The sequence below is a fragment of the Acidovorax sp. FG60 genome, from assembly GCF_057808995.1.
The window spans coordinates 1-12,338 of sequence record NZ_JBMDJC010000034.1 but is presented as its reverse complement, the minus strand read 5'-3'; the positions used below and the strand labels follow the sequence as shown (position 1 = coordinate 12,338).

Genomic DNA, 12,338 nt, shown 5'->3' with positions numbered 1-12,338 from the left:
CTGTTAGCGCTTTGTAGATGAGCGCTAGAGGCCAATTTTACGCGTATTTCTCATGGTCAGCGCGCCCGCATCCCCATCACTGCCGCGCTGATGATCATCACCGTGGCCAGTGCGATGCTCCAGCTGAACGAGCGGCCACTCACCACGATCAGCAGCGCGGTGGACGCCAGCGGAGTGATGTAGCTCAGGATGCCGATGTGCCGTGCGTCTCCGAGCTTGAGGGCCTTGTCCCACATAAAAAACGACGCCCCCAGCGGCCCCAGGCCCAGCACTGCCAGCAGGGCCCAGTCGCGCGGCTGCAGCGCCACGGCGGGCTCCAACACCACATGGCACAACAGGGACAGCACGCCGGACACCAGTCCGAACAGGCCGATGGCCGTGGTCGGAAAAGCCGCCACGCGCTTGGTCATGAGCGAGTACGTGGCCCAGATGAATGCTGCGGCCAGCGCGGGCAGGTAACCCCAGGCCAGCGTGCCACTCAGCTCGCGTCCACCCGCAATCGCAATGGCTGCGCCCCCAAAACCCAGCAGCGCCGCCAGCACATGCGGCAGGCGCAGCGCCACACCGGGCAGCACCACAGGCGAGAGCACCACGATGAACAGCGGCCACAGGTAGTTCACCAGATTGGCCTCCACGGGCGGCGCGTGGCGCAGCGCAATGAACAGCAGGAAGTGGTACGCAAACAGGCCATACACACCGAGCGCCAGCGTGCGCAGTGGAATGCGCCACTGCGACGGGTCACGCAGCACAAACGGCCAGGCTGGCACGCTGCCGATGATGAGCGCAATGCCCGTGAGCAGGAACGGTGGAATGTGGGTGAGCGAGACACCCAGCGAGGCGAGGGAGGCCCACAGCGCGATGGCGCCCAGGGCGTACAGGTTGGCTTGCATGGCGCCGAGCTTACGCGCGCAGGACATTCGGAATCGTCGCGCAACGATGGTCCGTCGTCGCGTGGTGATCGTCGGCTGGACGCGGCAGCCTTTGTCAGTGATTCAGTGATCTTCAGCGCGCCGCAGTGCCGCCGTGAGGGCCGAGGGCGAGCGGTAGCCCGTGCGCCGCGCCACTTCGGCCACGGCCATGCCTGTGCCCCGCAGCAGCCGCGCCTGTGCCAGGCGCTGGCCGCGCAGCCAGGCCATGGCACCCATGCCCTGGTCTTCGCGGCACCTGGTAGCGAACTGGCTGGGGCTCAGATGCACCTGCGCCGCCAAGTCGGCAACGCTGAGTTCGCGGTGCCATTGCAGGGCTGCCCAGCGCTGCAGAGCAGGCCAATCGATAGTGCGTTGGCGTGTGGATCGGTGGAGGGATGTATGGGGCGCTGAGCCCGCCAGCCACGCTTCCAGCAGCAATGCCGGGCCGTGGGTCTGCGCCAGCGGGCGGCCTTGTTGCAATGCGCTGGCCAGGTAGTGCGCCAGGGGCAGCGCATCGGTGGGCAGTGCGGTAGTGAGCTGCGCGCTGGCGCACTGCGCCCAGCCGGGGTGGGCGCTGTCGAGCACCAGGCAGACGCTGCCGCGCGACGATTCGAAGTCGTGGCGATCCCCCGGCGCAATCACGCAGCCGCCACCGGGCGCCACGCGCACACCGTGCCCCGCGACTTCCAGGTCCAGTGCGCCGGAGAGACCCAGCAGTATCTGGAAGTGATCGTGGCTATGGCTGCCCGGCGATGCGCCGTAGCGCCGCAGCGAGAGCGATTCCGCCGCGCCCATGATCGTGCTCTGGGTTGCGCGTCCCGCCAGGCTTAAACGCCAGCGGCGTGCGCCTGCTGGTCCGCGTGGTAGCTGCTGCGCACCATGGCGCCAACCGCAGCGTGGCTGAAACCCATCTTGTAGGCCTCTTCCTCGAACATCTTGAAGGTGTCGGGGTGCACGTAGCGGCGCACGGGCAGGTGGCTGTTGCTGGGCGACAGGTACTGGCCGATGGTCAGCATGTCGATGTTGTGTTCGCGCATGTCGCGCATCACCTGCAGGATCTCTTCGTCCGTCTCGCCCAAGCCAACCATGATGCCGCTCTTGGTGGGAACATTGGGGTGCAGGGCCTTGAATTTTTTCAGCAGGTTCAGGCTGAACTGGTAGTCGGAGCCTGGGCGCGCTTCCTTGTACAGGCGGGGTGCGGTTTCCAGGTTGTGGTTCATCACGTCGGGTGGCGCGGCTTTCAGGATTTCGAGCGCACGGTCGTCGCGGCCCCGGAAGTCGGGCACCAGGATCTCGATCTGCGTGGCGGGCGACAACTCGCGGATGTTCTGGATGCACTCCACAAAATGGCCGGAGCCGCCGTCGCGCAGATCGTCGCGATCCACGCTGGTGATCACCACGTACTTGAGCTTGAGCGCGGCGATGGTCTTGGCCAGGTTCAGGGGCTCGTCCTTGTCCAGCGGGTCGGGTCGGCCGTGGCCCACGTCGCAGAACGGGCAGCGGCGCGTGCACTTGTCGCCCATGATCATGAAGGTGGCCGTGCCCTTGCCGAAACACTCGCCGATGTTGGGGCAGGAGGCTTCTTCGCACACCGTGTGCAGCTTGCGCTCGCGCAGGATCTCCTTGATCTCGTAGAAGCGTGTGGTGGGGCTGCCCGCCTTCACGCGAATCCACTCGGGCTTCTTGAGCACTTCGCCTTGCTCGACCTTGATCGGAATGCGCGAGAGCTTGGCGGCCGCTTTTTGCTTGGCCAGCGGGTTGTAGGCTTCGGTGGATTGCGCTTCGCGGACGACTTCAGGGGTGCTCATGGCATGTAGGCAGGTTCAGGGCGCCAACCGGATGCTGAGCTGCTGGCCCAGCACCTGCGCGGCTTCTTCCCAGGTGGTGTGGACCCCGATTGTAGAAAGGTCCACCGTTTGCAAACCTGCGTAACCGCAAGGGTTGATGCGCGCAAAGGGCTCCAGGTCCATCGCCACATTGAGCGCCACGCCGTGGTAAGTGCTGTGCCGACTGACCTTGATACCCAGGGCGGCGATCTTGCCCAGGCCCTCGAAGTCCGGGATTGGCGCCGCCGTGCCGATGCGCTTTTGCGGACGCTGCGGCAGCAGGGCGTGGCTGTGTGGGTCGTCCAGCCGCACATAGATGCCAGGCGCGCCGCCCACGCGGTGGCCAGTGATGCCAAAGTGCGCCAGCGTGCGGATCACGGCTTCTTCCACGCGGTAGACGTACTCCTTGACGAAGTAACCTGCGCGCTGCAGGTCGATCAGCGGATAGGCCACCACCTGGCCGGGGCCGTGGAAAGTGACCTGCCCGCCACGGTTGGTGGCTACCACCGGAATGTTGCCCGGGTTCAGCACGTGATCACTTTTGCCTGCGAGCCCTTGTGTGTACAGCGGTGCGTGCTCGCACATCCAGAGCACGTCGGGTGTACCGGCCGAACGCGCGGTGGTGTAGTCCTGCATGGCCTGGACGGTGGCGGCGTAGTCCACGCGGCCCAGCATGCGAATGTCGATGGTCATGCGGCAAATATGCTGCAGCCCCGGGGCTACAGCACCACTTTCACCAGGGGGTGTGACGACAGTGCGCGGTACAGGTCGTCGAGCTGCTCCCGGCTGGTCGCGGTGATGGTGATGGTTACTCCGAGGTAATTGCCGGCGCGGCTGTCTCGCAGTTCAATGGTGCTGGCGTCAAAAGTGGGGTCGAACTGGCGGGCCAGTTCAGTGACAGCATGCACAAAGCCGTCCACCTTGGCGCCCATGACCTTGATGGGGAACCTGGAGGGGTATTCGATCAACGAGTCTTTGCGTGGATCGTTAGCCTGTGTGTCGAGGCCATTGGCAGGTGGTGGGCTGGAGGTTGTCATGGTGCGTACTGCTTCGGTTTCAATAGCTGGCGGGGCTTTGCCATTGTGCGCCAGCGGGGTTGTTGTGCTGCCGCTTGGGTGCAGGCAGCCTGCCCCAGGCCAGTGCACGGCAGTGCGGAAAGGATGGGAAATGCCGTTGGCCTGTCACCACAACAGCGCATGCACGCGCACCGGTTTTGGGCCGGGCTTGCAGGTCTTTGTCGTGCGTCACGGGTTTTTACTTATAATTAGAGGCTTTGTGAAAGTTGCAGTCTGTAACGCGGGCGTCATTCAACAATGAAAACAATCCCGCCAGAGACTGAAATTGAGGCTGAAGAATCTGACTTCAAGCCCCTGACGGCCGAGGAGGCTGAGGTGTGGCGCAGTCGCAATCCTTCCATCTCTGTGTGGAAGGTGGTGGCGGGTCAGGCACTGGTCGGGATGCTGGTGGCCCTGGTGGCCTGGGCTCTGACGGGCAGGGCATCTGTGGGCTGGTCTGCGGCTTATGGTGCGCTGGCTGTGGTTGCGCCGGCAGCGTTGTTTGCACGCGGTGTGTTGCGCCATTCGGCGTCTTCCAAGCCGCGTGCTGCCATGGTGGGATTCTTTGGTTGGGAGATTGCCAAGATCGTGCTGACGGTGGCGCTGCTTGCTGCGGCACCTCGGCTGGTGTCGGGCTTGAGCTGGATTGCCTTGCTGGTTGGCATGGTGGTCGCAATGAAAACGTACTGGGTGGCGCTTTTGGTGCGACCCGGTGTCCGAAAAACCGATTGATATAGAGAAGAGTTGTCCGATGGCCGCAGAAGCGCACGCTCCGACTGCAAGTGAATACATCGTTCACCACCTGCAGCATCTTCAAAACGTCAACCAGACCAAGATTGTTGATTTCACCGTCATCAACTACGACTCGATCATCGTCGGTCTGGTTCTGGGTGTGCTCACCCTTTTGATTCTGTGGTCAGCTGCCCGTAAGGCAACCTCCGGTGTACCCGGTCGCTTCCAGGCGGCGGTGGAAATGCTGGTCGAGATGGTGGACAACCAGGCCAAGGCCAATATCCACAATGCCGAGAGCCGCAAGTTCATTGCTCCTCTGGGTCTCACGGTGTTTGTCTGGATCTTCCTGATGAACTTCATGGACATGTTGCCGGTGGATCTGCTGCCCGCCATCTGGGCCAAGATCTATGGCGCTGCTGGTCATGATCCCCACCACGCCTATCTGCGTGTCGTGCCTACGGCCGACCTGTCCACCACCCTGGGGCTGGCATTTGCCATTCTGATCCTGCGCTTCTGGTACAGCGTCAAGATCAAGGGCGCTGGCGGCTGGGCGCATGAACTCGTGTCGGCTCCGTTCGGCACCAGCAAGAACCCCTTCTTCGCCCTGATTCTGGGCGTCGTGAATCTGCTGATGCAGATCATTGAATATGTCGCCAACACCGTATCGCATGGCATGCGGTTGTTCGGCAACATGTACGCCGGTGAACTGGTGTTCATGCTGATCGCCCTGATGGGTGGTGCGGCTGCACTGTCGCTGTCGGGTGTGCTGCTGCCTGTGGGCCACGTCATCGCTGGCACCATCTGGACGCTGTTCCACATTCTGGTGATCTCTCTGCAAGCCTTCATCTTCATGATGCTTGCACTGATCTACCTCGGTCAGGCGCACAACGCGCACTAACGGTTCCCTTTCGTTTCCCTTTTCTTTTTCAACCTTTCTTTTTTTAACTCAGGAGTCATCATGGAAAACATTCTCGGTCTCGTCGCTCTGGCTTGTGGTCTGATCGTTGGTCTGGGCGCTATCGGCGCTTCCATCGGTATCGCACTGATGGGCGGCAAGTTCCTCGAATCGTCGGCACGTCAGCCTGAACTGATCAACGAACTGCAAACCAAGATGTTCATCTTGGCTGGTCTGATCGACGCCGCCTTCCTGATCGGCGTGGCTATCGCTCTGCTGTTCGCTTTCGCCAACCCCTTCGCTTCGACGTTCTTGGCCAACCTGCCCAAGTAAGTCCCGTTCAACGCCACTCTAGAAAGGTGTTGCCGTGAGTATCAATGCGACCCTGTTCATTCAGGCCATCGTCTTCTTGATCCTGGTGTGGTTCACGATGAAATTCGTGTGGCCCCCGATCGCGAAGGCGTTGGATGAACGAGCCCAGAAAATCGCCGAAGGCCTCGCTGCTGCCGACCGTGCCAAGTCCGAACTGACCGCTGCCAACCAGCGCGTCGAAAAGGAGCTGTCACAGGCGCGCAACGAAACGGCCTCGCGTCTTGCGGACGCCGACCGACGTGCCCAGGCCATCATCGAAGAAGCCAAGGCACGCGCCACGGAAGAAGGCAACAAGATCGTTGCCTCCGCCCGTGCCGAAGCCGAGCAGCAAACGGTGCAAGCCCGCGAAGCCCTGCGTGAGCAGGTGGCAGCGCTGGCCGTCAAGGGTGCTGAGCAGATTCTCCGCAAGGAAGTCAATGCCGGCGTTCACGCCGACCTGCTCAACCGCCTGAAGACCGAGCTGTAAGGGGACACACATGGCTGAACTCGCCACCATTGCTCGCCCTTACGCCGATGCCCTGTTCAAGGCCGCTACTGCGGGTGCGGGCATGGACCTGGCCAGCACCGCTGACTGGGTCGATGAACTGGCGGCCATTGCCGCCAACCCCCAGTTGCGTCAGCTGGCGGACAACCCCAAGGTGACGGCAGACCAAGTGTTTGCCGTCTTCACGGGTGTTGCGCGTTCGGCGCTGTCCGATACGGCCAAGAATTTCCTGCGCACAGTCATCGACAACGGACGCATCAACGCGCTCCCGGAAGTGGCTTCGCAGTTTCGTGCCCTCGTGAATCGCCGCAACGGCTCTTCGGATGCCGTGGTGTACAGCGCTTTTCCGATGGACAGTGCCGCACTGTCCGAGGTCAGCGCAGCGCTGGAAAAGCGCTTCGGCCGCAAGCTCAATCTCGCTGTTCAGCAGGACGAGTCCCTGATCGGCGGCATTCGCGTAGTGGTGGGTGACGAGGTGCTGGACACTTCGGTCAAGGCCCGTCTTGAACAAATGAAAGCGGCCCTCACCGCGTAACGCGCGGCGAGGACAGCGAACCAAAGAAAGAAGGAAAGAGTCATGCAACTCAATCCCGCAGAAATTTCTGAACTCATCAAGAGCCGCATCGAAGGTCTGGCTGCCAGCAGCGATATCCGCAATCAGGGCACCGTGGTGTCTGTGTCGGACGGTATCGTTCGCGTTCACGGCCTGTCGGACGTGATGCAAGGCGAAATGCTGGAGTTCCCCGCCACCAAGGACGGCCAGCCTTCCTACGGCCTGGCATTGAACCTGGAGCGCGACTCCGTCGGCGCCGTGATTCTGGGTGAGTACGAGCACATCTCCGAAGGCGACACCGTCAAGTGCACGGGCCGTATTCTGGAAGTACCCGTCGGTCCTGAGCTGATCGGCCGCGTGGTGAACGCCCTGGGCCAGCCTATTGATGGCAAGGGTCCTATCAACGCCAAGCTCACCGACGTGATCGAAAAGGTCGCTCCGGGCGTGATCGCCCGTAAATCGGTGGACCAGCCTCTGCAAACCGGCCTGAAGTCCATCGACTCCATGGTGCCTGTGGGCCGTGGCCAGCGCGAGCTGATCATTGGTGACCGCCAGACCGGCAAGACGGCAGTGGCCATCGACGCCATCATCGCCCAGAAGGGCCAAGGCGTGACCTGTATTTACGTTGCCATCGGTCAGAAGGCTTCGTCGATCAAGAACGTGGTGCGCGCACTGGAACAAGCCGGTGCCATGGAATACACGATTGTGGTGGCCGCATCGGCCTCCGAATCGGCCGCCATGCAGTACGTGTCGGCCTACTCCGGCTGCACCATGGGCGAATACTTCCGCGACCGTGGCGAAGACGCCCTGATCGTGTATGACGACCTGTCCAAGCAAGCTGTTGCGTACCGCCAAGTGTCGCTGCTGCTGCGTCGCCCACCAGGCCGCGAAGCCTACCCTGGCGACGTGTTCTATCTCCACAGCCGTCTGCTCGAACGTGCAGCCCGCGTGAATGCCGACTACGTCGAAGCCTTCACCAAGGGTGAAGTCAAGGGCAAGACGGGTTCGCTGACCGCACTGCCGATCATCGAGACGCAAGCTGGCGACGTGTCTGCTTTCGTGCCTACCAACGTGATCTCGATCACGGACGGCCAGATCTTCCTGGAAACCTCGCTGTTCAACGCCGGTATCCGCCCCGCCATCAACGCCGGTATCTCGGTGTCGCGCGTCGGTGGTGCTGCCCAGACGAAGCTGGTGAAGAACCTGTCCGGTGGTATCCGTACCGACCTGGCCCAGTACCGTGAACTGGCTGCGTTCGCGCAGTTCGCTTCCGACCTGGATGAAGCCACCCGCAAGCAGCTCGACCGCGGCGCCCGCGTGACCGAACTGCTCAAGCAGGCGCAGTACAGCCCGCTGTCCATCTCGCTGATGGCTTCCACGCTGTTTGCTGTGAACAAGGGCTTCATGGACGACATCGACGTCAAGAAGGTTCTCGACTTCGAACACGGCCTGCACCAGTTCCTGAAGACCAGCCACGCCGCTCTGTTGGCCAAGCTGGAACAGGCCAAGGCCATGGACAAGGACGCAGAAGCCGAATTGACCGCAGCTATCGCCGCGTTCAAGAAGTCGTTCGCTTAAACCGGACGAGGAGCCATCATGGCAGCAGGCAAGGAAATACGCGGCAAGATCAAGTCGGTGGAGAACACCAAAAAGATCACCAAAGCCATGGAAATGGTGGCTGCATCCAAAATGCGCAAGGCGCAAGAGCGGATGCGGGCTGCCCGCCCTTACAGCGAGAAGATCCGCAACATTGCAGCCAATCTCGGCCAGGCCAACCCTGAATACGTGCATCCGTTCATGAAAGTGAACGATGCCAAGACGGCTGGCGTGATCGTGGTGACGACCGACAAGGGCCTGTGCGGTGGCATGAACACCAACGTGCTGCGCGTCGTGACGTCCAAGCTGCGTGAGCTGCAGGGCGCTGGCGTGTCCACCGAGGCGGTTGCCATTGGCAACAAGGGCCTGGGTTTCCTGAACCGTGTCGGTGCCAAGGTGGTTTCGCACGTGACGGGCCTGGGCGACACGCCCCATCTGGACAAGCTGATCGGACCGGTCAAGGTGCTGCTCGATGCGTATGCTGAAGGCAAGATCAACGCGGTGTACCTCTCGTACACCAAGTTCATCAACACCATGAAGCAGGAATCGGTGGTGGAGCAGTTGCTCCCCCTGTCGTCCGCGCAGATGCAGGCCGACAAGACCGAACATGGCTGGGACTACATCTACGAGCCCGATGCACAGACCGTGATCGACGATCTGCTGGTCCGCTATGTCGAGTCCCTGATTTACCAGGCCGTTGCGGAAAACATGGCGTCCGAGCAGTCGGCACGCATGGTGGCCATGAAGGCCGCCACCGACAACGCCGGCAGCGTCATTGGCGAGTTGAAGCTGGTCTACAACAAGACGCGCCAGGCAGCGATCACGAAAGAACTTTCGGAAATCGTGGCTGGCGCCGCTGCTGTGTAAGCAGCTCAACCAACATCTTTATTGGAGCGAAAAATGGCTCAAGTGCAAGGCAAGATTGTTCAATGTATCGGCGCTGTGGTGGACGTTGAGTTCCCGCGCGACCAGATGCCCAAGATTTACGACGCTCTGAAGCTCGACGGCTCGACCCTGACGCTGGAAGTGCAGCAGCAGCTGGGCGACGGCGTGGTGCGTACCATTGCGCTGGGTTCGTCCGACGGCCTGCGCCGCGGCATCATGGTGACCAACACCGGCAACTCCATCACCGTGCCCGTGGGCAAGGCGACGCTGGGCCGCATCATGGACGTGTTGGGTGCTCCCATCGACGAACGTGGTCCCGTGAGCCAGGAACTGACGGCCTCCATCCACCGCAAGGCCCCTGCGTACGACGAACTGTCGCCTTCGCAAGAGCTGCTGGAAACCGGCATCAAGGTGATTGACCTTGTGTGCCCGTTCGCCAAGGGCGGTAAGGTGGGCCTGTTCGGTGGTGCTGGTGTGGGCAAGACCGTGAACATGATGGAACTCATCAACAACATCGCCAAGGCCCACAGCGGTCTGTCGGTGTTCGCTGGTGTGGGCGAGCGTACCCGCGAAGGGAACGACTTCTACCATGAAATGGCCGATTCCGGCGTGGTCAACCTGGAGAAGCTCGAAGAGTCCAAGGTTGCCATGGTGTACGGCCAGATGAACGAGCCCCCAGGTAACCGTCTGCGCGTTGCGCTGACCGGCCTGACCATCGCCGAGTCGTTCCGCGACGAAGGCCGTGACGTGCTGTTCTTCGTGGACAACATCTACCGCTACACGCTGGCCGGTACCGAAGTGTCCGCTCTGCTGGGCCGCATGCCTTCCGCCGTGGGCTACCAACCTACGCTGGCCGAAGAAATGGGCCGTCTGCAAGAGCGTATTACGTCGACCAAGGTCGGCTCGATCACCTCCATCCAGGCCGTGTACGTGCCTGCCGATGACTTGACCGACCCATCGCCTGCCACGACGTTCGCCCACTTGGACTCCACCGTGGTGCTTTCGCGTGACATCGCCTCGCTGGGTATCTACCCTGCCGTGGATCCTCTGGACTCCACCAGCCGCCAGCTGGACCCGAACGTCGTGGGCGAAGACCACTACGCTACGGCCCGTGCGGTGCAAGGCACGCTGCAGCGCTACAAGGAACTGCGCGACATCATCGCCATTCTGGGCATGGACGAACTGGCACCTGAAGACAAGCTGGCCGTGGCCCGCGCGCGCAAGATCCAGCGTTTCCTGTCGCAGCCTTTCCACGTGGCCGAAGTGTTCACGGGCTCGCCAGGCAAGTACGTTCCGCTGTCGGAAACCATCCGTGGTTTCAAGATGATCGTGAACGGCGAATGCGATCACCTGCCAGAACAGGCGTTCTACATGGTGGGCACCATTGACGAAGCCTTCGAAAAGGCCAAGAAGGTGGCCTGATTGCCCGGCGGCTGAGCAGCCTACCGCCGCTCGGCCTTCAGCAATCAAGCAACCCACCTTTTCCTAGGAGCAATGATGAACACCATCCACGTTGATGTGGTCAGTGCCGAAGAGTCCATCTTCTCCGGTGAAGCGCGTTTCGTGGCGCTGCCGGGCGAAGCTGGCGAGTTGGGCATCTATCCCCGCCACACCCCGCTGATCACCCGTATCAAGCCGGGCTCGGTGCGCATCGAAATGGCTGACGGTTCCGAAGAGTTTGTCTTCGTGGCCGGTGGCATTCTGGAAGTGCAGCCCAACTGCGTGACTGTGTTGTCCGATACCGCCATCCGTGGCAAGGATCTGGACGACGAGAAGGCCAACGCCGCCAAGGCCTCCGCCGAGGAAGCGCTCAAGAATGCCAAGAGCGAAATCGACCTGGCAAAGGCCCAGTCCGAACTGGCCGTGATGGCGGCGCAGATTGCTGCGCTTCGCAAGTTCCGCCAGAAGAAGTGATTCAGATCTTGGTGGATCTGCCCCAAAACCCGGCTTGGCCGGGTTTTTTTATGCCCGCCTGCTGCAAAACAGCAAGCGCTCATGGAAGTCTGCACTAAGGCAAGGCGGGGGACGTTTCCACCAGGTGAAGTTGCAGACCTTCGCACGCCACGGAAAGCACATCGCCGCTGTCCGCCTGGAGCAAATGCCGGCTGCTCAGAAAGGCACGCGCTATAGATAGTGAGCGCACGCTCAGCGACAGCGACTCAATCAGCAAGTGTTCTCCTGGAACCAGCTCCAGACAGACATCCGGCGTGACTGCAATGGGATGGCCAGGCTGCGAGCCTGTGAGTGCCCGCCAACGGTGCTGGTGTGTTTGCACATCCGGGGTGCCCATGCGCAGGGCATGCAGTCCGGTGATTCCCAGGGGGCCACCCCCGCTGTCCTGCAGGGCCTGCCGATGCTGCGTGCGGCGTTCTGCCGGTGTTGCGGTTTCGGGCCAGGGGTAGAGGGCCGCACGCCGATCCCACTCGCAAAAGAACACACAGCAGCTTGGAGCGGAAAGCTCAAGCAGCACGGAATTGGTGAAATTGGTGACCCTTTCGCCCCGGCTGTTCTCGGACTGGAAGGCGCGGGGAGGCTTGCAAGTGATGCCTGCCTCCATAGCGTGCTCCAGACTTTCGGCCAGGGGCGAAGCAGGCTCCAGAGCAAAACCGTGGATCAAGGGCGGTTGCGCATGGTCGGGAAGATCGCCGTTGGCGGTCGCTGCCCACAATTCGAGGTCAGTGTTGCCCAGATGGAGCCAGCCATACGTGGCGAAATCAGTGCGTTGCAAGGGCCAGGCCACGGGCAACCCGAAGGTCTCGCTGAAGAGCTGAAACAAAGGCTCGGCTGCGTGAAGGCGCAGCATGACATGGTCGATGGAGCGGTAGCTGGAAGCCATTGAGGTGTTCTGGGCCGGTGACTATGCCATTGTCAATCTCTTCACGATTGGCAGGGCAGAAAAAAGCCGAGGCCCCGTGAGAGGCCTCGGCTTTTGAGCGTGAGACTGCGTCGGCGTGCCGACCGCAGTACTTCCCGTGCGAATTACATGGCGCTGAATTCGCCCGAAGGGATCTTGCCAGTGCGCAGGGCTTCAG

General features: G+C 61.7%; 15 protein-coding genes. 9 read left to right on the top strand and 6 right to left on the bottom strand.

Annotation, left to right across the window (positions count from 1 at the left end; genetic code table 11):
* Nucleotides 1-56 precede the first annotated feature (56 nt).
* The 5 genes from ACODS0_RS26910 to ACODS0_RS26890 all read right to left on the bottom strand — a co-directional run bounded on the left by ACODS0_RS26910 (nucleotide 57) and on the right by ACODS0_RS26890 (nucleotide 3,771).
* Nucleotides 57-890, bottom strand: coding sequence for a DMT family transporter (locus tag ACODS0_RS26910; protein WP_055396222.1), 834 nt, complete (start codon nucleotides 888-890; stop codon nucleotides 57-59).
* 102 nt (nucleotides 891-992) lie between these two features.
* Nucleotides 993-1,703: an AraC family transcriptional regulator gene (locus tag ACODS0_RS26905; RefSeq protein ID WP_218301914.1), complete on the bottom strand. Its 711-nt coding sequence runs from the start codon at nucleotides 1,701-1,703 to the stop codon at nucleotides 993-995.
* Between the two features lie 32 nt (nucleotides 1,704-1,735).
* On the bottom strand, nucleotides 1,736-2,716 hold the full coding sequence (gene lipA / locus ACODS0_RS26900; protein ID WP_488838286.1) for a lipoyl synthase: 981 nt from the start codon (nucleotides 2,714-2,716) through the stop codon (nucleotides 1,736-1,738).
* Nucleotides 2,717-2,731: 15 nt separating this feature from the next.
* Complete coding sequence (lipB, locus tag ACODS0_RS26895) at nucleotides 2,732-3,427, bottom strand: lipoyl(octanoyl) transferase LipB (protein WP_488838284.1); 696 nt, start codon at nucleotides 3,425-3,427, stop codon at nucleotides 2,732-2,734.
* A gap of 26 nt (nucleotides 3,428-3,453) precedes the next feature.
* Entirely contained in the window at nucleotides 3,454-3,771 is a 318-nt protein-coding gene (locus tag ACODS0_RS26890) for a YbeD family protein (RefSeq protein WP_055396230.1), read from the bottom strand.
* Between the two features lie 276 nt (nucleotides 3,772-4,047).
* Here ACODS0_RS26890 and ACODS0_RS26885 point away from each other — a divergent pair, with 276 nt between their 5' ends.
* From ACODS0_RS26885 to ACODS0_RS26845, 9 genes are all read left to right on the top strand, one after another.
* Complete coding sequence (locus tag ACODS0_RS26885; protein ID WP_055396234.1) at nucleotides 4,048-4,521, top strand: ATP synthase subunit I; 474 nt, start codon at nucleotides 4,048-4,050, stop codon at nucleotides 4,519-4,521.
* A gap of 19 nt (nucleotides 4,522-4,540) precedes the next feature.
* Nucleotides 4,541-5,419, top strand: coding sequence for a F0F1 ATP synthase subunit A (gene atpB, locus ACODS0_RS26880; protein WP_488838281.1), 879 nt, complete (start codon nucleotides 4,541-4,543; stop codon nucleotides 5,417-5,419).
* 60 nt (nucleotides 5,420-5,479) lie between these two features.
* Nucleotides 5,480-5,749 (top strand): F0F1 ATP synthase subunit C, encoded by a 270-nt coding sequence (gene atpE, locus ACODS0_RS26875; protein ID WP_007847749.1) that lies wholly within the window; start codon nucleotides 5,480-5,482, stop codon nucleotides 5,747-5,749.
* Between the two features lie 34 nt (nucleotides 5,750-5,783).
* Nucleotides 5,784-6,254 carry a F0F1 ATP synthase subunit B gene (locus ACODS0_RS26870; protein WP_007847746.1) on the top strand — a complete coding sequence of 157 codons (471 nt, stop codon included), beginning with the start codon at nucleotides 5,784-5,786 and terminating at the stop codon, nucleotides 6,252-6,254.
* A 10-nt stretch (nucleotides 6,255-6,264) separates the two neighbouring features.
* On the top strand, nucleotides 6,265-6,807 hold the full coding sequence (locus ACODS0_RS26865; RefSeq protein WP_488838278.1) for a F0F1 ATP synthase subunit delta: 543 nt from the start codon (nucleotides 6,265-6,267) through the stop codon (nucleotides 6,805-6,807).
* A gap of 42 nt (nucleotides 6,808-6,849) precedes the next feature.
* Nucleotides 6,850-8,403 carry a F0F1 ATP synthase subunit alpha gene (gene atpA, locus ACODS0_RS26860; protein WP_055396240.1) on the top strand — a complete coding sequence of 518 codons (1,554 nt, stop codon included), beginning with the start codon at nucleotides 6,850-6,852 and terminating at the stop codon, nucleotides 8,401-8,403.
* A gap of 18 nt (nucleotides 8,404-8,421) precedes the next feature.
* Nucleotides 8,422-9,288, top strand: coding sequence for a F0F1 ATP synthase subunit gamma (atpG, locus tag ACODS0_RS26855; RefSeq protein ID WP_055396242.1), 867 nt, complete (start codon nucleotides 8,422-8,424; stop codon nucleotides 9,286-9,288).
* 33 nt (nucleotides 9,289-9,321) lie between these two features.
* Nucleotides 9,322-10,728 (top strand): F0F1 ATP synthase subunit beta, encoded by a 1,407-nt coding sequence (gene atpD, locus ACODS0_RS26850; protein ID WP_055396243.1) that lies wholly within the window; start codon nucleotides 9,322-9,324, stop codon nucleotides 10,726-10,728.
* 75 nt (nucleotides 10,729-10,803) lie between these two features.
* Nucleotides 10,804-11,220, top strand: a complete 417-nt coding sequence (locus ACODS0_RS26845; protein WP_010467232.1) for a F0F1 ATP synthase subunit epsilon — start codon at nucleotides 10,804-10,806, stop codon at nucleotides 11,218-11,220.
* 94 nt (nucleotides 11,221-11,314) lie between these two features.
* Here ACODS0_RS26845 and ACODS0_RS26840 read toward each other — a convergent pair whose 3' ends face one another.
* Nucleotides 11,315-12,142: a hypothetical protein gene (locus ACODS0_RS26840; protein ID WP_488838275.1), complete on the bottom strand. Its 828-nt coding sequence runs from the start codon at nucleotides 12,140-12,142 to the stop codon at nucleotides 11,315-11,317.
* Between the last annotated feature and the right edge of the window lie 196 nt (nucleotides 12,143-12,338).

What these genes read in the sequence shown, in the direction of transcription:
- ACODS0_RS26890 (WP_055396230.1), bottom strand. Translation starts at nt 3,771, where the DNA reads ATGACAACCTCCAGCCCACCACCTGCCAATGGCCTCGACACACAGGCT.
- ACODS0_RS26845 (WP_010467232.1), top strand. Translation starts at nt 10,804, where the DNA reads ATGAACACCATCCACGTTGATGTGGTCAGTGCCGAAGAGTCCATCTTC.
- atpE (WP_007847749.1), top strand. Translation starts at nt 5,480, where the DNA reads ATGGAAAACATTCTCGGTCTCGTCGCTCTGGCTTGTGGTCTGATCGTT.
- lipB (WP_488838284.1), bottom strand. Translation starts at nt 3,427, where the DNA reads ATGACCATCGACATTCGCATGCTGGGCCGCGTGGACTACGCCGCCACC.
- lipA (WP_488838286.1), bottom strand. Translation starts at nt 2,716, where the DNA reads ATGAGCACCCCTGAAGTCGTCCGCGAAGCGCAATCCACCGAAGCCTAC.
- ACODS0_RS26840 (WP_488838275.1), bottom strand. Translation starts at nt 12,142, where the DNA reads ATGGCTTCCAGCTACCGCTCCATCGACCATGTCATGCTGCGCCTTCAC.
- atpB (WP_488838281.1), top strand. Translation starts at nt 4,541, where the DNA reads ATGGCCGCAGAAGCGCACGCTCCGACTGCAAGTGAATACATCGTTCAC.
- ACODS0_RS26905 (WP_218301914.1), bottom strand. Translation starts at nt 1,703, where the DNA reads ATGGGCGCGGCGGAATCGCTCTCGCTGCGGCGCTACGGCGCATCGCCG.
- atpD (WP_055396243.1), top strand. Translation starts at nt 9,322, where the DNA reads ATGGCTCAAGTGCAAGGCAAGATTGTTCAATGTATCGGCGCTGTGGTG.
- ACODS0_RS26885 (WP_055396234.1), top strand. Translation starts at nt 4,048, where the DNA reads ATGAAAACAATCCCGCCAGAGACTGAAATTGAGGCTGAAGAATCTGAC.
- ACODS0_RS26865 (WP_488838278.1), top strand. Translation starts at nt 6,265, where the DNA reads ATGGCTGAACTCGCCACCATTGCTCGCCCTTACGCCGATGCCCTGTTC.
- atpG (WP_055396242.1), top strand. Translation starts at nt 8,422, where the DNA reads ATGGCAGCAGGCAAGGAAATACGCGGCAAGATCAAGTCGGTGGAGAAC.
- ACODS0_RS26910 (WP_055396222.1), bottom strand. Translation starts at nt 890, where the DNA reads ATGCAAGCCAACCTGTACGCCCTGGGCGCCATCGCGCTGTGGGCCTCC.
- atpA (WP_055396240.1), top strand. Translation starts at nt 6,850, where the DNA reads ATGCAACTCAATCCCGCAGAAATTTCTGAACTCATCAAGAGCCGCATC.